General features: G+C 45.0%; 15 protein-coding genes. 3 read left to right on the top strand and 12 right to left on the bottom strand.

Annotated features, from left to right (window positions below; all coding sequences use genetic code 11):
• Nucleotides 1-198: 198 nt before the first annotated feature.
• The 3 genes from AC4E8D_RS14430 to AC4E8D_RS14420 form a co-directional block, all read right to left on the bottom strand.
• Nucleotides 199-5,445 carry a S8 family peptidase gene (locus tag AC4E8D_RS14430; RefSeq protein ID WP_221819488.1) on the bottom strand — a complete coding sequence of 1,749 codons (5,247 nt, stop codon included), beginning with the start codon at nt 5,443-5,445 and terminating at the stop codon, nt 199-201.
• Between the two features lie 686 nt (nt 5,446-6,131).
• Nucleotides 6,132-7,601 (bottom strand): exosporium glycoprotein BclB-related protein, encoded by a 1,470-nt coding sequence (locus tag AC4E8D_RS14425; protein ID WP_490206397.1) that lies wholly within the window; start codon nt 7,599-7,601, stop codon nt 6,132-6,134.
• A 204-nt stretch (nt 7,602-7,805) separates the two neighbouring features.
• Complete coding sequence (locus AC4E8D_RS14420) at nt 7,806-9,263, bottom strand: alpha-L-fucosidase (RefSeq protein WP_339301246.1); 1,458 nt, start codon at nt 9,261-9,263, stop codon at nt 7,806-7,808.
• 122 nt (nt 9,264-9,385) lie between these two features.
• Between AC4E8D_RS14420 and AC4E8D_RS14415 the strand changes: the two genes are divergently transcribed.
• The gene (locus AC4E8D_RS14415) at nt 9,386-10,231 is read left to right on the top strand and encodes an AraC family transcriptional regulator (RefSeq protein WP_339301244.1); all 846 of its coding nucleotides are present in this window, start codon (nt 9,386-9,388) and stop codon (nt 10,229-10,231) included.
• Nucleotides 10,232-10,257: 26 nt separating this feature from the next.
• On the opposite strand, the gene AC4E8D_RS14410 is transcribed toward AC4E8D_RS14415, so the two are convergent.
• The 7 genes from AC4E8D_RS14410 to AC4E8D_RS14380 all read right to left on the bottom strand — a co-directional run bounded on the left by AC4E8D_RS14410 (nt 10,258) and on the right by AC4E8D_RS14380 (nt 17,905).
• On the bottom strand, nt 10,258-10,788 hold the full coding sequence (locus AC4E8D_RS14410) for a glycoside hydrolase family 99-like domain-containing protein (RefSeq protein ID WP_490206396.1): 531 nt from the start codon (nt 10,786-10,788) through the stop codon (nt 10,258-10,260).
• A 507-nt stretch (nt 10,789-11,295) separates the two neighbouring features.
• Nucleotides 11,296-12,642: a glycoside hydrolase family 30 protein gene (locus tag AC4E8D_RS14405; RefSeq protein ID WP_339308255.1), complete on the bottom strand. Its 1,347-nt coding sequence runs from the start codon at nt 12,640-12,642 to the stop codon at nt 11,296-11,298.
• Between the two features lie 22 nt (nt 12,643-12,664).
• Complete coding sequence (locus AC4E8D_RS14400; protein ID WP_339308253.1) at nt 12,665-14,308, bottom strand: type 2 periplasmic-binding domain-containing protein; 1,644 nt, start codon at nt 14,306-14,308, stop codon at nt 12,665-12,667.
• Nucleotides 14,309-14,345: 37 nt separating this feature from the next.
• Nucleotides 14,346-15,233, bottom strand: a complete 888-nt coding sequence (locus AC4E8D_RS14395) for a carbohydrate ABC transporter permease (protein WP_490206395.1) — start codon at nt 15,231-15,233, stop codon at nt 14,346-14,348.
• 15 nt (nt 15,234-15,248) lie between these two features.
• A complete protein-coding gene (locus AC4E8D_RS14390; RefSeq protein WP_221819493.1) occupies nt 15,249-16,238 on the bottom strand; it encodes an ABC transporter permease in 990 nt (329 codons plus the stop codon).
• A gap of 119 nt (nt 16,239-16,357) precedes the next feature.
• Complete coding sequence (locus tag AC4E8D_RS14385) at nt 16,358-17,380, bottom strand: LacI family DNA-binding transcriptional regulator (RefSeq protein WP_017688676.1); 1,023 nt, start codon at nt 17,378-17,380, stop codon at nt 16,358-16,360.
• Nucleotides 17,381-17,560: 180 nt separating this feature from the next.
• A complete protein-coding gene (locus AC4E8D_RS14380; RefSeq protein ID WP_490206394.1) occupies nt 17,561-17,905 on the bottom strand; it encodes a thioredoxin family protein in 345 nt (114 codons plus the stop codon).
• 118 nt (nt 17,906-18,023) lie between these two features.
• Here AC4E8D_RS14380 and AC4E8D_RS14375 point away from each other — a divergent pair, with 118 nt between their 5' ends.
• Nucleotides 18,024-18,161, top strand: a complete 138-nt coding sequence (locus tag AC4E8D_RS14375; protein WP_221819496.1) for a hypothetical protein — start codon at nt 18,024-18,026, stop codon at nt 18,159-18,161.
• Nucleotides 18,162-18,240: 79 nt separating this feature from the next.
• Here AC4E8D_RS14375 and AC4E8D_RS14370 read toward each other — a convergent pair whose 3' ends face one another.
• Nucleotides 18,241-18,534: a DUF3817 domain-containing protein gene (locus tag AC4E8D_RS14370; protein WP_076212121.1), complete on the bottom strand. Its 294-nt coding sequence runs from the start codon at nt 18,532-18,534 to the stop codon at nt 18,241-18,243.
• Between the two features lie 205 nt (nt 18,535-18,739).
• Nucleotides 18,740-19,708, bottom strand: a complete 969-nt coding sequence (locus AC4E8D_RS14365; protein ID WP_339308250.1) for a LacI family DNA-binding transcriptional regulator — start codon at nt 19,706-19,708, stop codon at nt 18,740-18,742.
• A gap of 157 nt (nt 19,709-19,865) precedes the next feature.
• Between AC4E8D_RS14365 and AC4E8D_RS14360 the strand changes: the two genes are divergently transcribed.
• The gene (locus tag AC4E8D_RS14360) at nt 19,866-21,299 is read left to right on the top strand and encodes a glycoside hydrolase family 1 protein (RefSeq protein WP_339308248.1); all 1,434 of its coding nucleotides are present in this window, start codon (nt 19,866-19,868) and stop codon (nt 21,297-21,299) included.
• The last annotated feature ends 859 nt before the right edge of the window (nt 21,300-22,158 follow it).

The following is a 22,158-nucleotide window of genomic DNA, read 5'->3' as shown; positions in this document are numbered from 1 at the left end:
GTGAGAACAAAAGAAAAAGCACCCCATGGATGCTTCATTTCCAAAAGTTTATTAATAAATTTATTTGGCGTAGATAAATTAGGCGTGAGATGTGAATCGAGATACAACAAAAAGCCGACAAGCCCTGATACCTCGGCTTATCGGCTTCTTGCTTACACGGTCAAAATGCAGTTATCATCCATGTCACACTTTGCATGTTTAAGGTTGCAGACTCTCAGCGGACGGTGGACCTACTTCTGTTTCAGTCTCTTCAGGGCTGGAATCTGGTTCTGGAACTGATTGTTCTTGTGCTGCGCTGACGAACAATCGTCCAGCTGCTTCCGCCTCTACTTTGTTGCCTGCTGCATCCTGAGCACGAATCACAATGACTCCACCATCCAGAACAAGGGATGAAGGTGTTGTGTACGTACCCGTGTAACGACCAGGTTCAGTCTCCAGCAATGGAATCTCTCCTGCGCCTTGGTCATTCAGATTCAAAGGTAACTGAATACGGAAAGATGCTTGCAGACCAGGTTTACTGTCAAATGAAACGGTAACACTCTCCCCTGATGTGATTCGAACATCCTCAGCCGGAGTAATATTCGTAAGTTCTGGCAACGCCGTTTCCACATAGACGGTGCGGGTTACGGTTGTTTTGTTACCAGCGATATCGGTTGCTGTCATGGTAATTGTGTTCTCGCCTTCATTGACCAATACACGGTGACTGAAACTTCTGTCTTTACCCACTTGTACGGTTTGTCCGTTAACGGTTACCTTATCGAGGAATTGTTCAACGACATTACCCGTTACGTAAACCACTTCTGCATTGATACGATCCCCTTGAGCTGGCGTAACAATTGTCAACTGTGGTTTGGTCTGATCCAGAATAATGACTACGGGGAGTGAACGGTCCGTTGTTTTACCGTCTACCACTGCCTCCGCAGTAATCGCATTAATGCCAGAACGGAGCTTCACACCGTATGAGAACTTCCCATTTGCCACCGTTGTGGTGCCAGCCAGATCCTTGCCGTTGTAGATCTTGATCTGAGCTCCAGATGCCGGAGACGTTCCCGACACAGTGAAGGTCGATTGATTCGTATACGTGTTTGCAGGTACTGTGAGCACAGGTGCATTTACCGGATATCTCACGACTGCACGAATCATGTAATTGCCTTCTTCTACCGGTGAAGTACTCCATGCTCCGCTTACACGCTGCCAGCTTCGACCAGCATTCGTACCATTCTCATCGGTAGCGAGTCCCGGAGCACTTGTTCCGGCTACGCTTTGTACATACACGATATAGAAGTCACCCGTTACAATCACTGGTTCCGGGAATTCAACGGTTGTCCATTGATCGTTACGAAGTGCAGTACCATCGAATGGTCCCGCCAGCTGTCGTCCCGGAGCTCCACCGGCACCCGATGCATCATAGACGGCATATTGGAACGTTGTACCTCCAGGCACAGGCCACTCTGTGTTCCAGAATCGGAACGATGCACCTGTCAGTTGAGCGGTCTCCAGCTCTGGTGTCATTCGAACTGCCCAAGCGTTATCCGCAGCGTTAAAAGCTCGTGCATTCTCTGCTGTTCCATCATCATAAGCAATTTCCCCTGGGAAACCGATGAATGGTTTCAAGGCAACATTTGCCTCAGCCGTACCATTGCCAGGGACAGTCACAGTGACGGTTTTACTGTAATAATCCGCAGCCCGGATGGACAGGGTATAACTTCCTTCCAATACCTGAATATCGAAGCTGCCATCTGAACCCGTGCGAACTTCACCTACATTGGCATCCTCCACCACGAGGACGGATGCATCAGCCAATGGTTGGCCTGTCCGCTCATCGGTTACTACACCTTCAATCTGCCCATGCGGGATTTCCTCCAGATTAAAGTTGGCTTTGGCTCCACCGCCATCGGTGATCGTTACCTGCTGAGTTCGAGGATAATATCCATATGCCTCAGCTTTTAACGTGTAATCACCTGCTACGTGTGTGAAGTTATACTTGCCTGTAGCTGAATCCGTCTTCACCGAACGTCCGGTTTCCAGTACGGTAACCGTTGCACTTGCAGGCAGGCTTTGTGGATTAACCGAACCTGATCCTGGTTTTTCAATTTCCGGTTGTTGCTGTTTCGTTTTGTTAAATTCCGCTTTGTCAGTCCGCGAAATTTTGTACCATGGATTATCATAGGACGGTTTTGGTTTGTCACTGTTAAGCACAACCGCATTGTCCTCCGTTACCGTCTCCGCAGCAACACCCAGTACACGGAAATCATCAATGAACCAGCCTGTCTTCACAACACTGTTGTCTGAGGTCAGACGGAACCGGAATTGTACTTCATTCCCGGTAAGTGCATCCAGATCATAAAACACAGGTGTCCATTGTTTACCGTTTGTAGTATGTGAGAATTTGCCCAGTTCTGACCATGTGGTCCCACCATCCTTGGTGACTTCCACATATCCGTAGTCGTATCCACTCTCAATCTCGTACCAATGATTAAACGTAAGTGTTCCTTCGGATACATCTGTCAAATCAATGACCGGAGATACGAGCGAATAGTTGGAGCCATTCTCGTACGTATTGTCCAGATCAGTCGCCCAGACATTCGGAGGAGAAACCGCGCTGGCAGGTCCCGTTACCGGAATGCCTCGTTCCCACTCATCTTTGGTTCCCGAATGAGTCCAACCATTATCATCACTGCCATCGAAATGATCGATGTAGATATCCTGTGGCACCTCTACTGTAATGGAGACCTCATTCGACTTATCACTTTCATTGCCACTATAATCAAGTGCGGCAACGGTATAATAATACGTCGAATCTGTCACCGTAGCCGTATCTGTAAACGTTGTTCCTGTTGCAGTTCCAATGGATTCATAACCTGTACCTGTGTTTGTGGAGCGATATACGATATAAGATTCGAGATCCTCATCGCTCGGACCAGTCCAGCTCAAGGCTACATTACCAAGAATATCGGCCGTCGCAGACAATCCGGCAGGTGCGCCCGGAGCAATCTCATCCAGCTCTTCTACAGCGAAATCATCAATGTACCAGCCAGCTTTTTGCAATGAATTATCGCTCGTCAGATTGAACTTGATGAACACCTGCTGTCCCGCGTATTCGCGAAGATCCACATATTGTGTCTTCCAATTGCCACCTGTACCCGTGAAGGTTAACAGCTCTTCGAACACATAATCGCTATCCTCGGAAGCAATGTATACCTTGCCGAAGTCGATGTTGTTCTCCAGATCATACCAGTGCTTGAAGGATAACAATGCCCCTTCCGGACTCTCGGTGAGATCAATTGGCGGCGCAAGCAGATATGCATTGCTATTCGCCACATAAGTTCCTTGCAGATTGGTTGCAATCACCTTGTCACCGGAGTATGCACTTCCAGGACCACTGGTTGGTGCTCCCCATACCCAAGTACTTCCGGTTCCGCCAGTCGTGAAGCCCAGCTGATCTTCTTCAAAATCCTGAAGGTACCCTGGCTGAACACCATTGGATACAGCCACTTTATATACCTGACTTTCGAATCCGTTGTTGCCGTAATCATTTACGCGGATATAATACTCCACACCTTGCGGTTCAATAAGAAAAGCAGGGATTGTCGCTGTATACGTCCCATCTTTGTTATCCCCAGCAATCCGGTTCATCGGCAGATAAACGTACTGGTTGGTGCCTGTCGTTTTGGCAAAAGCCTCGACAGAGACTACCGCGACGTTATCTGTCACATGAGCGGTTAATGGTATATCGATGCCTGTAAAGGCAGAATTAACAGGGGTATGTGCCAGTACCGGCTCTTCCAGATCATCTCCGGCGGTAACCACTCTGCCGGATACTGTGCCGATCCCTTCGAGTACAGAACCTACAGCATCGAGGGCATTAATAATGCCGTGACCGTAGCCGTTATTAGGAGAGGTCGGATACTGACTATCGGTTCTCGGCGTAGCTGTATCTGTAATGATCTGCTCCAGCTGATCCACCGTAAGGGAATGATTGGCCTGAAGCAGCAGCGCAGCAAGTGCAGTTGTATGCGGGCCTGCCATGGATGTTCCGTTCCAGCCTCCCTCATATACTCCGCCCGGAACTGCTGAACGGATATTCACACCAGGGGCAGATACTTCCGGTTTGATCTCATCATACGGGGATGGGCCCAGCAGGGAGAAGGAACCCAGATTACCATTGATATCTGTGGCTCCCGTTGCGAAGCTTTCGGGATAATTGGCCGGGTTCGCAACGGAGCCGGGACCACCCGGATTCGTCAGTGTTACATTTCCCGCAGAGAATTCGGGAAAAATCTGCGCATCACGCCAGGCTTGAACCATAGGTCGGAACCATTCATCAAGTCCCGGGCCGCCGCCCCATGAGTTGTTGACGACATCCGGTGCAAGTTCAGGATGCAGATTGCCTTCCGCATCGACCGGAGCGATCAACCACTGTCCGCCATCCAGAATAATGGCATCTGTTGTCTCCGGATTGAATATCCGCACACCAATCCATTTCGCACCGGGAGCAACCCCGATCTGGTTGGTGCCATCTGCTTCAGAGCCAACCATCGTACCCATCGTGTGCGTACCATGCCCGTCTCCGTCCGCAGGGAGGGAAGCATTACTGTGCGGATCATACCAGCTCAGTTCGGGATCAACGATATTGCCTGAAGCATCCAGTCCCCGCCATTTGCTGCGAAGCGCCGGATGGGTATAATCTACACCACTGTCCAGATTGGCAACAACAATCCCTGTTCCATCGATGCCCCGATCCCACACGGCTGGCGCATTGATGTAATCCAGGTTCCATTCCACGTTTTCTGTTGCAAGCTTGTCTTTTGCAGCAGGCTCTTTGTCTTTGACTCCGACTGAAGAGTCTTTAGCTGGCGTTTGGACAGCATCTTTGCCTGATACCGCATTCGCCGGTTCTTTACTCACTTCGGCTTTCTGTAAGTATCGTGTCTCATTCGGTAGAATCTTCTCCACCTCAGGCAGCAGCGCAATCTGTTCCATGACTTCTTTGGTACTCGTTACTGCCAGTGAATTGACAATAAAATAGCTTTTATATTCTTTGACCTTGCCCAGGTCAACTTCCTTTTCCAGATAAGTTTCCAATGGATATTGTGTACGTGAGGCCGTTTCTCGCAGAGAGCTGACGACCGAATTACGAACGGACAGCTTTGTTGCTGAGGCCGTTTGTTTGGCGATGGTCGCTTTTTCCAGGGCCTGTTTGGAGACTGCTGCTGTATCCACCTGTTCCTTCATTTTCACCAGATAGGTAACATATTCACTACCATCAAATTCTTTGGTCAACTTTGCGTTTACTTTGGACTCCGTAACTTTGGCAAGTCCAGATTTCATATCCAATTTGGATGATGTGGAGTTTTCAGCTGAAACCGGATGAATGATCGAAAATGCAAGGAGAAGCGAGAGCCCCATGGAGATGGGCTTGCGTAACCGATTAATCTTTATCAAACTTTTCCACTCCTTTTACCCGGTTTTTTAATTTAGTCTGGTACATATGCCCTTCTCTGCAGAATAAAACGGTAAAATACCTTTATTGCGGACGAAATAGATACCCTGGATTTCACATAAAGCCTCACCTCCTTTACAGGTCTGGTTAGGAATCAATATGAGTCAGAAGAGATAACAGATCAGTCTATGTTTTTTCACTTGGAAGTTTAGGAGATTGAATGAATCGGATTAAACCATGTGAGAGAATAGTTTGGGTATTTGAATAATGCAATGAGAGTGAATGTCTATAAGCATTCATGTGGAAGGGTAATCTGGAGCGTTAGCAGAACGCTTGCTAAGGAGTGGTGGATATGACTTTCGATCGTGATTCGAGTGAATAGTCAAATATTTTAATTACATATAATAGTTGATTAGGAATTTAATTGGATTTTATTGGTATAGTATAAAATCATTATTCGATATATACAAGCACTTTATTGAAAAATATAGAAAATAAGTCTATTTAATGCTTTTATGTGTCTCATGTCGCTTACGTATTTCATCTTATTTTTCGTATTTCTGCATGTTTTTGATGAATAATAGCTTTTCAAAGTTCTATATAACCAAGACTTTATGCTCAAAATTTCAAATCAAGAAAAAGAACGACATGAGAACTCCCATGTCGTTCATATCAAAATTTATACTCATCATGTAATGTTCACGCCGCCACTTGCATAACCAACAACGGTATTCACAAGACTAAGTCCAGTTGCCGTGGCGGAGAATACAAGCAGAAGACGTGTCTGTGCAGTCACCGGTATAGCCAATCCGGTTGTTATGCCATTGGAGATACTACCCAATGCAATAATACCGGTGAGTGGAGGTGCCAGTGTAACGACCGCCCCCGGAACCGCAGTAAATGCATTATCAGGAGTAGGTGAACTGAATAATTGCGCAGTAATGGTCACCGTGGAACCAACCAGGGCCAAGGCTGCTGTGGTACTAAAATAGGCAGCAATGGAAGTTATAACGCCATCCCGTGGAACAGAGAACGCAAAGTTAATGAGTGGTCCAACAATCGTTCCCGTTAAATCAATGGTGCCACCCAGAATGCTGACTCCGGTTGCCGAGCTGCCGAAACCGATAAGACTTGTCGTTCCGACCAGTCCACCAAGAACCGTTGTTAATATGGCAGGTCCGCCAGAAGCAAACGGTATGATGGCGCCCGAACCCGTAGCTCCTGTAACACCAGCGCTGCCAGTTACTCCCGCAATCCCAGTTGCGCCGGTAGCCCCGGTTACCCCTGCAATTCCGGCTGCACCCGTTGCCCCGGTGACTCCCGCAAGTCCAGCTGCACCCGTATTCCCTGTGACTCCGGTGGCTCCTGCTACGCCAGGATCACCTGTTGCTCCTGTAACGCCCGCTGCCCCAACAGCTCCTGTCCCCCCCGTTGCACCTGTGACTCCCGTTGCGCCACCTGCTGGGCCTGCCGCACCCGTTGCGCCAGTAGCACCTGCTGGTCCCTGGGTACCAGCAGCTCCCGGTGTACCCGCTGGACCTACACCACCCTGAGAACCTGCTGGGCCAGCCGGGCCTTGTGGACCAGGTACGCCCTGAGGACCCGCTGGCCCTGCAGGTCCTGCCGGACCTTGACCCCCTATGTTTCTAAGCCCTGTTGTGATAGCCAATTCGGTCGCCCGGATCAAAATGACCAGTTTATCTTTCTCGCACGAATCGATATTCCCCTGTAAAATGACAGATAGGAGCACATCCAGCAATTGCTGCAAATTGGTTCCCACACTGATCGGAGAAAATGGAACGGCCTCTACAGATACAATGGTGAGCTCCAAGACCGCTTCGAGGTCTGCTTTGGTTCCCTTTTTCAAATCCGAATGATGAACCAGAGCCAGTAATTTACGCAGTACCTCAATCAGAAGTGAAACATTGTGCGGAGTGGGATTGGCAAAAACCTGTACAATTGCGCCCTTCAACTCACCAATCAATTTAAGAAGCAATTCGGCTTCTTTGTCAAAACACTTATGATGATGGTTATTGTGGTGGTTATGATGGTGCTCGTGATGGTGTTTTTGTTGCTGCTCTTGGGGATGGTCACAGTCCTCAGCCTTTTTTTTCTTAAATCCGCTCCAACCATATCTGATGCGTTTCTTTGGTTTCATCTTTTTTGCAGATCCTCCTTAGTGAGTCTCAATCATTCCATTACAGGCGAACATCACTGGTTTGATGATATCAGTATATTATCAAGTAAGAATTTCGTGATTATTATATGAGTAGTAGCCAAACCAAAAGAGCGCTATCCGATGAGTACAATACTCCTGGACGCGCCCTTTTTATATTTACAGCATTCAATTTATCTTTGTTGATTAGTCCAATTTAATTTTGAAAACAATAGGCGCCTTACTTTTCACAGTTGTCGTTGTGATCGTCAGTGCGTCCGCTGTTCTCTCCCATTGCGGCTGTTCTTCATAGCCAAGTACCTGAATATCTTGAATGACCCCTTGAAAATGGTGAGAATTTTCCTTCAGGGATTTAATGTGAATCACTCCGTTATCTGGATAGGCAAGAACCGTGGCATACAGACTGCTTTCTTTTAACGTAAACCGTATATCTTCACTCGTAAATATCTTCGTATCCCCATCCGTGAATTGCCCTTCCTTCACCTCTGTCGGACCCTCGCCAAACGTACGCCAGAATGACGTGTCATAGATCGCTTCCCCATTCACTTCCAGCCACTTGCCAATGCTCAGCAAAATGTCGCGATCTTCTTCCGGTATGCTGCCGTCTGCTTTTGGTCCAATGTTCAGCAGTAAATTCCCGTTTTTGCTTACAATATCGACGAGATCCCGAATGATCTCCTCAGCCGTTTTATAGTTATTATTTTCCGTATAACACCATGAGTTTTTAGCGACAGCTGTATCCGTTTGCCAAAAATAGGGCTTAAGCTCAGCGAACTGTCCCCGCTCCACATCCGGAACGGCACTTCCAAACATATAGGCCTCATGTTTATAATTGATAGCTACAGGCACACCCCATTCTTCGCCTTTGTTATAATAATAGGCAGCAAATTTTTTAAGATAGGGTTTGAACGCAACCGTTTGAATCCACCAATCGAAATAGAAAATCTTTGGCTGATATTGATCGACCAGCTCACAGCATCGAATCAACCAGTCCTCCAGATACTCCTCGGTTGGAGGCGAACCATACAGATCATGATGATTCGGCTCAGGCATGGCAGGCCAATAGAAATCCCCACGCTCCAGGGGTTCCTTAATATCTGAATCAAACTCCTTCCCGTGAGACATGAAGAACCAGTGCTCGGCGCGGTGAGACGACACACATAAGGTCAGCCCCTGCTTCTCGTATGCAACCTTCATCTCACCCAGAAGATCCCGTTTGGGACCCATTTCATATGTGTTATAGTGAGAGATAGAACTTTTGTACATCTGAAAACCATCATGGTGCTCAGCCACAGGCATAACATATCTGGCTCCAGCCTGTTTGAATAACGTTGCCCATTCGTCTGCATCAAACTTCTCTGCACGAAACATCGGAATGAAGTCTTTATATCCAAAGTCCTTATGAGGTCCATACACCTCAAGGTGATGTTCATAAGCTTTGGTGCCTTGTATATACATATTTCGCGAATACCATTCGCTATCATAGGCCGGTACAGAGTATAGCCCCCAGTGAATGAATATGCCGAATTTCGCTCTTGTGTACCATTCGGGAACTTGAAAGGCGCTAAGCGAACTCCAATTGTCTTTGAATTTACCGCGCTCAATCGTTGCTTCAATCTGTTGCAAATATTCGTTTTTGTCCATGAGATGTTCTCATCCCTTCTGTTATTGTCTGTAGCTGTATTGTAGTGCTGCAGCCGAAGGATAGACATGCAGAACACTAACTTTTAGATGGACAATAATAACCTTGTATGGAGATGAAAAGTATGAATCACCAAACTTTGCTTACGAACTACCTGTCCAATCTCCAAGTCGAATTGTTCATGGTCAACTACAATCGGTGCGATACGGATTGGCGGGACCTGGATTACACGCCCGATTACAGCAAGTTTTATTTCATATGCGAAGGTGAAGGTTGGCTCAAAATTGGGGATGAGGAGTATTATCCTGCGCCTAATCAGCTTATTTTAATGCCAGAGGGGATCAAACAGTCTTATTCTGCCATTAACGACCGTCCTTTTCTCAAATATTGGTGTCACTTTAGCGCGAAGGTTGGGGGAATCAATTTGTTCCAAATTCTGAAATTCCCACACATCTGCACGATAGATCAACCTGAGTTGATTCAAGCAATCTTCAGCAGTATCCTTACATATGCAAAATCCGATGAAGTCTATGCCCATATGATGGCCAAGAGCAAACTGACCGAGTTACTATCCCACTATCTAATGAATCTGGATCTGGATCAGATCTCTTTTATTAACGTTCCTGTCATGGAGAAACTGTCTACCATCCTGGCTTATATTGATTCCAACATCGAAGAGAATATTTCGGTTCAGGATCTGGCTCAGATCGCCTACATGCATCCAAATTATTTCATTCGATTCTTCAAGCAGCAGATCGGAGTTCCTCCGATCCTCTATATTACTGGCAAAAAAATCGACAAAGCCAAGGAACTGTTAACCTGCACCCCGAACACAATAACTGCCATCGCCGAGCATCTCGGTTTCAGTGATTTGTATTACTTCTCCAGGCAGTTCAAAAAACATACAGGGTTAACTCCAACGGAGTACCGCAAACAAAAAACGTTACTTACAACGAAACATGGTCTGTAAACAACCTCAAAACAGAGAGAGTTCCCTCATTCGGAACTCCCTCCTACAGACTTGTTTCTGTTCGATTCATGCTGAGTTGCTTTCTTGAGTTCTCTCAAATAAGCATAACCATAGTTTTGATCCGGCTCAAGATATGCCCCTTCCGCCCACTCATTCCAGGCGTTAACAAAAAGATATTCACTTTTGTACAGCGTCCTCGCTCGTTCCATCTGTCTGGATAGATACAGCCCAAACTTCTCTGGGGTGGACCCAAGCGTACTCTGTCCGTCAACGCCTCTCCGCGGTGTATTATCCCAATTGACAAAAGCTCCTGGAAAGACAATTTCTCCGTTACGGTGTGGTGTTCGTTCGAGAATGGAGGACCATACCTTGTCGTAATTCACAGCAATATGCTGCTGTCCCTTGATGTTCATTTCGATCCAGATTCCATTCATATGTCCATGTGCAAACGTATAATGTGGTTCAAATTCCATACTCGCATCAAAGATCTGACCATTAAATGTAGGGAATCCATCAATGGTCTGCACAAAATGAATCCCTTTCAGGCCATGTTTCAAAGCCAATTCACGCCAAACTGAATCATTTCCTCACATTGCGGAATACTGGCTGGTCGATAGATCAGAAATCAAGTTAATGGTAATCAAACCGTTGGTGTCGATCTAAACGTCAATGGCAGTCAGACCGTAACAGGCAGCCTTCAAATCAACGCCAGCTCCTCGATTGTCAACCATTTGGGTGTAGGCGGGGTGGTTGAAGCTGGAGATAGCGTTAAGGCCGCTACACAATTAATGGCTTCCAGTCTCCCTCCCCGTTTTGCAACAATTCAGATATTACAATCCTGGTGTTGCAGGTCAACCCGGTCTGGTCTTAACAGGGACAGCTGGCAACCAATATATACTGTTCGTTGATGAGAGTAGCGGGACACCCCATCTCGCTATTCAGCCCGTATAATATAACTCTGAATAGATGAATTTCACCAAAAAGAAGCGATATCCGTGTACACTCCGGATATCGCTTCTTTTGGTTTCTTTTCTGATGAAGCCTGGTTATAACTCATCCATTTATCAATCTGTGATTAATACGGACAAGACACTCTTGCTTTCCAGCTGGAACTTCATCAATACATCGTCGCGCAGCTTAACCTGTATGTTGCCCGTCTCCTCCCCATCATTGAAGAGGACTAAACCTACGGAACCATCGGCATTTTTAAAAGCCACAGAACAAATTCCATCATCACTGGATGTTGTTTCGATCCGAACAGCCTTCGGACGGATCACAGCACTGTAATGAGCCAGAGCATAATAATCAAGTGTATACGTAAGTTCCTTTGTTTGCTGATTCACTTGCACGATACCACGACACGTACTGCGACCAAAACCAGGAACCGTAGGCCCATTATTCTCATCTAGTGCCATATTCCAAAGTACAAAGGACTTGCTATAATTGCGAAGAATCTGAATTCCCGTCCGCATCACATTTGAGAAGGCCTGCTCAAATGGTGGAATCCACTCTCCACCTGAGCCTTCAGTGAAATGAACTTCTTTACCTGCAAAAGCTTCATAAACCTTCGTTTGAGTAGAAGAATCTCCCCCGTACCAATGCCAGGCTACGCCATCCACTTCTTCTCCCGCTTGTTCAAGTACGGTCAGGGGATAGTCCGGTTGATCCCAGTTGTGATCATAACAGAGAATCTTGGTTTGAATTTCATTTTGCACAAAGGCTGGTTTGAGATGGTTTTTGATAAAGTCTGCTTGGGCTTCGGCTGGCATCAACATACCAGGATAGTGCCCTGGTTCATACAGCGCCTCATTCTGTGGTGTGATGGCATGGATCGATAATCCATGTTTGGCATAGGCTTGAATGTATTTCACAAAATATTGCGCATAAACCGGATACCATTCCGCCTTCAACTGTCCGGTAATCATCGATCCGCTCGTTTTCATCCATCCCGGTGCACTCCATGGTGAAGCAAACAGTTTCATTTCAGGATTCAATGCCAACGCCTTTTGCGTCAAAGGAATAACATCCTCTTCATCATGTAAAATGCTGAATTGGGTTAATTCTGGGTCTGTCTGTTGTTCGGGCATATCGTTATAACTGTACACCGTTCTCGCATAGTCCGAAGCCCCCATTGGATTACGGATGACTGACAGCCCAATCCCTTTCTCTGGATGGAATAGACGGGTCATGACCTCATCCCGTTGCTCCTCATTCAAGATTTGGTTGATCAAATAGGCAGATGAATCGGTAAAAGAAGCACCAAATCCGTCCATCTCCTGATACGTTAGCTGATCATCCAGAAGGATGGTCGTTGTCTCCTTATGAGCATCCAGAGGCTTTAATTGCTCTTGGGATAGAGATACGAATAAATCTTCTTCACCCGTGGATTTGTACATTTTGAAAGTTGTCATGGGATTCTCCTTTGTATTTCTATTATTGAATGCCTAGTTTCTCTTTGTTCAATTTCATCTTTTCACTGCGTACCTTCACAATCTCTTCCCAACGGTTCTCACCTAAAAATGACTTGTAAGCAGCCAGTGCATTGTCATACGAGGCATCATCTTTGGAACGTACCATACTGACCAGTGTTGTATTCCACTTCGTATTGATTGCTGACAACGCACGAGCTTCAGGTGTACCTTGATCCGGGCTAATATTCTCCAGAATGAAGTGTGGTTTCAGCTTGCCTTTACCCCACTCCTGCATCTGTTTAATCGCTTCCGGAAAAGCATCTGCACTGAGTGCTTTGTGGCGGTCATGACCGAAGAACATAAATTCACCCATCCGATAATCCTTTTTGAATTGATCTGCGTTATTGAGTTGCATGTCTTTCACTGCTGGCAGCAGTTCTACACTACCGTCGGCTTTGGTTTGGTAGGTTTCCCCCTCGATCCCGTAATTCATAAGCGTCTGTCCCTCTTCACTCAGCAAGTATGTGAATATCTGAATGGCCTTGGCCGGATCTTTACAGTCCTTGGAAATGAAATTGATCATCCACCCGGTAATACCGGATTGATTCAATGTTGGTGCATTGCCTTTGGTGCTCTGCGGTCCATCGATAGCAACATATTCTTTGCCTGGATTGGCACTCATGTAGATTTGCAGGTTTCCTCCTTGTTGAGGTGTACCGTCAAGCAGCATGGTCGCATATTTACCGGACTTCACTTTTTCCTCAAAAGCGGTTCCATCATCGGCAAAACTGTCATCACTGATATTGCCGTCTCTGTACACGGTGTTCAGCGTTTTCAACCACGTGAGGTAATCTTCATCCAGATTACGATCGTAGAATTCTCCTGATTCAGTCTCCAGCGGAACACCGATGAAATCTTGCAACGTATCCCCGAGTGAACCTGTTCCTTCACCAATGGAGTTGAACCCAAACGGAATCAGCGCAGGGAACTCTTGTTTAATTCGTTTCATCACACTCTGGAATTCTTCTGGCGTTCCAATGACCGGACTACCCAAAGCTTCGTACACATCTTTACGAATGATAAATGCCGTCTTGGCTGGAATGTTACCGCTATCATAATCCTCTTGCGTATTGGAATAGTTCGGGTAACCATAGGTTTTACCATCAGCCAATTGGAACCAGTTCAATGTATCGGCAGCCGCAACTTTATTAAAGTAAGGATCATATTTTTCCGCCAGATCGTTCAGCGGCATAGCCCAGGTTGCTGCTTTTTGTACCACAGGAGAATTGGAGTCAAATACGGTCAGCAAGTCAGGCATATCTCCACCTGCGAAAAAGGTGTTTAACTTGGTATCATCACCGGTGATAAATTTGATATTGATGTTCAGATCCTCTTTGATTTTCTTGGTGACAATATCCTTGCCAAAATCAGTGTTCCACCAGTCTGCATTGACGTACCAGGTCAAGTCGGTAGCCTCTTCTTTTTTATCCAACTGCCAAGCCGGCTTTTCCGGGTCAACCGTATAACGATCTTCAATGGATACCCAATTCCCTTCACTGGAGCCCCCCGATCCACCGCTGCAACCTGTAATCATAAGTGCGGCTGTGAGCAGTGTTGCAAGCAATTTAATCCCTTTTTTGCCTGATACCTTGTTCAACTTCAACATATTTTTGTTCCTCCTCAAAATGGGGTATTTGTTGCTCCTATTCCTTGACCGCTCCGAGCATCATTCCCGAGATAAAATATCTCTGAACGATGGGATAGATCAGCACGATAGGGAGTGTTGTTATGACAATGGTGGCCAACTGCACGCCTTTGGTCGTTGTTTCAATGACAGCGGAACCCCCGACATTTTGCATGGATTGTGTCTGGGACTGAACGATAATCTCATACAGCATCATCTGGAGTGGATACAGTGACTGATCGGTAATATATAACTTGGTTGTCATGAAGTCGTTCCATTGCCCCACCCCATTAAATAGCGCAATTGTCGCCATGGCTGGCATGGAGAGCGGAATGAATATTTTCAGGAAAATATGCCAATCCCCTGCACCATCAATCTTGGCCGATTCTTCCAGCGAATCCGAGACATTCCGGAAGAAATTCATCAGAATCACGACATCATAGAAGCTGAATAACGCCGGGATAATGTACACCCAGAAGCTGTTAAGCAGGCCAAGTGATTTGATTAACAGATACGTCGGGATCATGCCGCCCGAGAAGAACATGGTAATAACACCCATGGCAACGTATAATTTACGGCCTCTTATGTACTTTTTGCTCAGACCGTAACCAACCATGGCACAGAAGAACACATGTGTAACAACGCCAATCGTTGTTTTGGACACTGATATGAAGAAAGCCTGCCAGATGCCCTGATCGTTGAATACAGCTCTGTAATTCTCCAGCGAGAATTCCGGTGACCAGAAGATGAATCCACCTTCCGCCAGCGCTTTGCCTGAACTAAAGGAAGAAATGATGACATTCCAGAGAGGAACGAGAATAACGACCGTACAGATGATTAGCAAAATCATATTTAAGGTATCAAAGATCCGACTATCGAGATCTTCTTTTGCCACCTTTCCATTCACGCGGGATGCCTCCTTCTACAACACAGATTGATTATCGTTTAATTTGCTTGTGATTTTGTTTGCCGTGACGAGTAAAATGACAGAGATGATGGAGACACCCAAGCCAACGGCCGTTGCATATGAAAAGTCACCCTGAGACATCCCCATACGATAGACGTACGAATTGATGACTTCCGCTTTGTCGCGGTTCTGAGAGTTCATGAGAACCAGGGTCTGATCCAGATTCGACCCCAATAAACCGCTTACAGTTAGAATCAGATTTAGGCTGATGATTGATCTCATATTAGGCAATGTGATATTCCAGATCTGTCTGAGACGGCTTGCACCATCAATTTTGGCAGCTTCATAGTATGTTGGGTCAATCTTTGCCATGATCGCCAGATACAGAATCGTTCCCCAACCTGCTTCTTTCCAAATATCCGATAACGTAGCAATCCACCAATACTTACCTGCATCCAGCAAGATGTTCTGCGGTTGCGAGATCACTCCCAGGCTAAGTAACAACTGATTAAATAAGCCCGTGGTTGAAAACCACGTGATCAGCATTCCCCCAAGTACGATCCAGGACAAAAAGTGAGGTAAATATGAAACCGTTTGCACAAACTTCTTGAAGCGTCCGCTGTTTAACTCGTAGATCATGATCGCGAGAATGATCGGAATGACAAACCCGATACCTAATTTCAAAAAACTGATCCCCAGCGTATTCACGACCGCATCCCAGAAGTATTTGTCTGACAAAATGATTCTGAAATTATCCAGCCCTACCCAAGGAGCGGTAGCCAGCGTATCAATGACCGTGTAATTTTTGAAGGCAATCGTCAAACCGTAAATCGGGATATAACAGAAAATAATCATAAAAATAATGCCCGGGATAATCATCGATTGAATCTCCCATTGTCTCCGATAATCGACTATGAATTCTTTGATCCGTTGTCCGATGGGTTTCTTCCCATTGGGACTGATCACATTTTTACCGGTTGATGTCTCTACGGCTAATTTATCCACGTTTTTTTACTCCCCTCCATCATGCATGCATGTTCATAAAAACGTTTTTATTTTTCGACATAAAAAACCCCTTTGTTTATAATTAAGTAAAAAAAGACCGGAGAAGAAGCTGAATCAACTTATGTACGGTAGTCTTTCCGGTCGATCTTCACATGGCTTGAACCTCTCACCACCAGCTCACCCGCCAATTTTTGTGCAGCACCTTGTTCTTTCTCCTTGATCATACCCACCAGTTGATTGATGGCCAGGATACCCTGTCTTGCAATTTGATTTCTTACCGTTGTAAGCGGTGGAGAAAAATACTGTGCGATATCAATATCATCAAAACCCACGACACTAACATCTTGAGGCACTTCAAAGCCCTCAGACTTCAACGCGTGCATACAGCCAATTGCACTCAAGTCATTCCCTGCAAGAAATGCATCAGGCCGCTTGCCCGGGTGTAAGTGAAGAAAAGATTTTATCGCACTATACGTGCTCTCCTCCTCAAAATACCCTTGTATAATGTAATCTTCATCGATTGGAAGCTGGTATTCATGCAAGGCAGCCAGATAGCCATCCCTACGCTGTACACTGTCAAACATCGTATCCACACCCGAAATATAAGCAATTTTCTTGTGCCCCAGCCCAATTAAATACTTGGTAGCTTCATAAGCCGCCACATACGAGTCAAAAATGACACTTCCCATCGTATCGCTCTGATAGACCCGATCCAGAAAAACAGCCTTGATCTTGTCTTTCTCCATGGCGATAATATCTTGCTCATCGATCCGAAGCTCTTCGTAGATAATGACACCATCCACCCGCCGACCCAGAATATTACTCATAATAACGTGTTTATCCTTGGTCACAAATACATTCAGCCCGTACCCCAGACGATCACATTCGCGAGACATTGACTCAACCAGCTTATAGAAATACGGACCCGATACACTTGTGGTGAAAAAACCGAGCATTTTGGTTTGACCGGACTTCAACAGCTTGCCATTCAGATTGGGCACATAATTTAAACGCTCTGCCACCTTAAGAACATGTGATTTGGTCTCCGGGTTCAAGACATCCACACCATTTAAGGCGTTGGAGACAGTAGATATGGATACGCCCGCTTCCCTTGCTACATCTTTAATCGTTATCTTTGCCATAAGTTTTGTTCCTTTACTATAAAAACGTTTTTATAATGTTTAAATTATCATAAAACCGTTTTCATGGCAACACTTTAATTTGCGAGTTCAGGCATCATGTAACTTTGTTCATAGCTATACGCCACTGCGGGCGCAAAAAAACGGCTCATGTATGAGCCGCCGTTCATGAAGCTTTAGCTTCTATTCCTCATCCTGGATATACATGGATTGAATCTGTTGCAGCTGCTCTTCCAGACGTTCCAAGCGAACAAAACGATCCGCTCGAATATATTCCTTCTGCTCCACAAGCATGATCATTGTTGGAACGGTGAAAATAAGAAACTTAGATGCAACCTCTTCCACTTCATTAGCATTAATGTGACCCAGATATACCGATGGATAAGGTTCAAGCAATGCCCTGATCTTGGGGAGTAAAGCGTGACATACACTGCACTCTGGACGAGATACATACAAAAAAACCAATTCATGTTGTTGAATAGCTTCTTCAACCATTTCTAAGGATGTTAACTCATGAATATCTTTCATAGAAGCTCAATCCTTTCAGTCATCAATAGCTTGCTCATTTTAAACTTTTTCTTTTCAAGTATAACCTATGTGCGTTAGAATCAAATGGAATATATCCCCATATGAAAGAGGTTATGGTATGAAAAAATCATTCGTATTTCTGTTCACTGCCCTGGTAGTTGTTACTTCCTTCTCGGCGTATGCACCTGTGTCGAATGCCTCTGGCGATATTGGCGTAAGCCTGCTGTCCGATCGTCAGCAAGGTACAGTAAAGTAGTACTTGTACAAAAAGTAACAGGCGACAATTCGGATAACATTTGAATTAGTCGCCTGCTTTCATTTATTCTTATTGATCTTTATTTCCAATTTCTCTTCCGAAGATAAGATTCAAATACAAAAGTTCCAAACGGCAATAGACCGGCGAGTCCACCCATCAGCCAACGCGTTATCTTCCACTTTTTGACCAGAGCCAAGTGAACTAGCGCAATAAGGTACAAGGGAAATAAAATACCATGAATCATGCCCATTACGGCTACAGCGGAAGAGATATCTGCAAAATATTTCAGAGGCATAGCAATAAAAATCAATAGAAGTAAGGATACACCCTCCCATATGCCCGCAATTCTGAATCGGCCTGTCACTGTCTTCATAAAGTCCATTCTCACCTTTCCCGCTAATCGTTTGTGAAATATGTAACTTGTAACATGATACAAAAAACCTCAGCGACATCTCTGTACAGATATGTCGTTCTAAAGCACATCTTCAGTATAACGTATGAGTTTGACTCGAAGATGCTTCAAATTTGAATAATTATTGAATCCATAAAACCAGATTCCAGCATCAGGTCTTACGGATTCAAGTCGTCTCACGCTCAATCAGCTGGTATGTCAGCTGTTCGGTCTGCAACTCCACTTTACCCAATACGGCCCACAATAGATGGAAAGCCTGGGTAGCTTGCTCCGCAATCGGATTATGTATGGTCGTGATTCCAAGAACACGGGAAAGCTCGATATCATCAAACCCCACAATGGCAAGTTGTTCCGGTACCTGAATATTCCGTCTGCGTGCTTCACTCAGAATACCGATGGCTGCATAATCATTTGAACATAATACGGCCTGTGGAAGTTCTGACCCTTCAGCCATTCTTCGCATCGCTTCTTCGCCATCGGAGGAGCTAAATACGGAATATTGATATGCTTCAGTCCACACATGCAACCCTCTGCTCTTCATGAAAGATTCATAGGCTTCTCGGCGGCTCTGGGTATTCAAACTTTCAGCCCTGCCAAATGCATTCGCAATTCGGGTGTATCCTCTTGATACCAGATGCTCCAGAGCTAACTTATACCCTTCTGCCTGATCCATCGCAACAGACGGAATCTCGTCATTCCCCATTCGCTGCCAGGAGACAATCGGACCGTATTCCATATACGCCTTTAATTTCCGAGGATCATTGACACAAGCAATAATAACTAGCCCATCGACTCGTTTACTGCGCAGATCTTCGAATGCCTGCAATTCAATCTCCGGATCTCCACGGGATGTATAGATAATCGTCTGAAACCCAAAATCCATGGCTGTATCAATGAATTGATTCATGAATGTAAGAATGATCTCACCTGTGGTAGAAGTCACAATTCCAATCTGCTTCGTTTGCCCTGTAGATAGCGATATGGCATTTCGGTTGGGAATATAATTCAACTGTTTCATAATATCCGTGATGATCTGTCTTGCTTCATCACTAACATGCGGAGAATGATTAATCACGCGTGACACTGTCGCTTTTGAGTAACCGGACCGCTTCATAATTTCATCAAACTTGGACATCGGAGACTCCCTTCTTGCTAAAAAACTATAGAATAATAGTATGCCTCAGATCTGGGTCAAAAGTAAAACTTGACGTGTAACCCGTTACAACGTTTAAGCTTTTTTTATGTCATATATGAATCATCTTAATATCAATTTGATGAATGGAGCGATACACATGAGCAACTCTCAAAATCATACTTATCAATTCCCGGAAAATTTCCTGTGGGGTGGCGCAATTGCAGCCAATCAGGCTGAAGGTGCATACAATCAAGGCGGCAAAGGATTATCTACACAGGATGTAGCTCCCAAAGGTATCATGGGGCCAATCACGGAAGAACCAACCGAAGATAACATGAAACTGATCGGTATCGATCTATATCATCGCTACAAGGAAGATGTGAAACTGTTTGCCGAGATGGGCTTCAAGGTATTCCGTACTTCCATCGCCTGGTCCCGGATTTTCCCAAAAGGGGACGAGCTGGAACCAAATGAAGAAGGTCTGCAATTCTACGACGATCTGTTTGACGAATGCCACAAATACGGGATTGAACCACTGGTTACGCTATCCCACTATGAGACACCTCTTCACTTGTCCAAAGAATACGACGGCTGGGTTAACCGGAAAATGGTTGGATTTTATGAGCGTTATGTAACTGCCGTATTTAAACGTTATAAAAACAGAGTAAAATACTGGCTTACTTTCAACGAAATCAACTCCATTCTTGAAGCACCCTTCATGAGTGGAGGCATCTACACGCCTAAGGAGAAGCTTAGCAAGCAAGATCTCTATCAGGCGATCCATCATGAGTTTGTAGCCAGTGCTTCCGCTGTGAAACTCTGTCATGAGATCATTCCTACGGCACAGATTGGTTGTATGATGCTCAGTATGCCTACCTATCCGCTGACACCAAATCCAGACGATATGATTAAAGTCATGGAATTCGAACATAGCAACTATTTCTTCGGCGATGTACACGTAAGAGGTCGCTACCCTGGTTATATGAAACGTTACTTCCGTGAAAATGGAATCGAGATTCAGATGGAAGCTGGCGACGAGGAAATGTTACTGAATACAGTAGACTTTATCTCTTTCAGTTATTACATGAGTATCTGTCAGACAGCAGACCCGGAGAAACAAATCGCAGGTGAAGGTAACCTTCTTGGGGGTGTACCAAACCCTTATCTGCCAGCAAGTGAATGGGGATGGCAGATTGACCCGCAAGGATTGCGTTATGTGCTTAACATGTTCTATGACCGCTATCAAAAACCGCTGTTTATTGTAGAGAATGGCCTGGGAGCTGTGGACGAATTGATCACGGGTGCGGACGGTGAGAAAACAGTAGAAGATGACTACCGAATCCAGTATCTGAATGATCATCTGGTTCAGGTTGGCGAAGCCATTGAAGACGGAGTTGAAATTATGGGTTATACATCATGGGGTTGCATTGATGTGGTCAGTGCGTCTTCTGCCCAGTTGAAAAAACGTTATGGTTATATCTATGTGGATCGTCATGACGATGGATCAGGAACACTCGAACGTTATCGCAAGAAATCCTTCCATTGGTACAAAGAAGTGATCAGCAGTAACGGAAAAAGTTTGCAACGTTAAGGTTCTTTAAGCAAATGTAACAGATCCATTCTTCTATCCCCCAGACATTATCACATGAAAAAGTGTCGGTTATACGATACCTTGGCATGTTTTCTGTCTGGGGATTTTATTAAAAATACCCGATGATAAACATCGGGTATTCTCAATGGCTAATATAATATTCTTCACTATATGTTTTTTTTAAGTAAATGATTTTTTTGTTTTGACATTTATCTAATCGATAAAGAGAACAAGTTCTGTTCCCTCTTGACTTACATTTAGGTAAGCTAACCTGCTATTAGCTTAATGAAACAGATTAAATATCCCACTCTATTCAGAAGTGGAACGGAGATTTTGCCTTCAGAGAATGATTTGAGCCTTATCCCACCACATAATTTATCTCAAGATAATATTTAGATAACAATTTAATCCGCGATGACACAATGTTCTTGCCTTGGACAATTGAAATTGACTTTAAATATCCTTCGATTTCCAACTGTGTCGTGATGGGTACTTAACTATTCTGAACAAAAGCAGCTGATCACATTAATCAGCTGCTTTCTTTGTATTATAGAGCTATCGTTTCCCGTTAGCGTAATGATTTACTGTTGACACATTCATCGTGCTATCTTTAACGTCTAGTTTTTGGACTATGATTAATTCGAACGGTAGCTGCTGGACAATTTCACCTCCATCTCGTTTATTGCTTAAATCATTCTTCATTTTGATTCTTGACTTCCATTCCTCTTGTAAAAACACACGATACCAAACGCAGCAAAAGTTACATAATTACTTATTCTTGCTATGACCTCTTCAGCATCCTTAAAAAAACCTTTTTCTGTGCAAACTCTCTCCTCACATATCTGTGTTTACCATGATT

Source organism: Paenibacillus sp. SRL342, from assembly GCF_984798905.1.
This window is presented reverse-complemented; position numbering and strand designations above follow the sequence as displayed.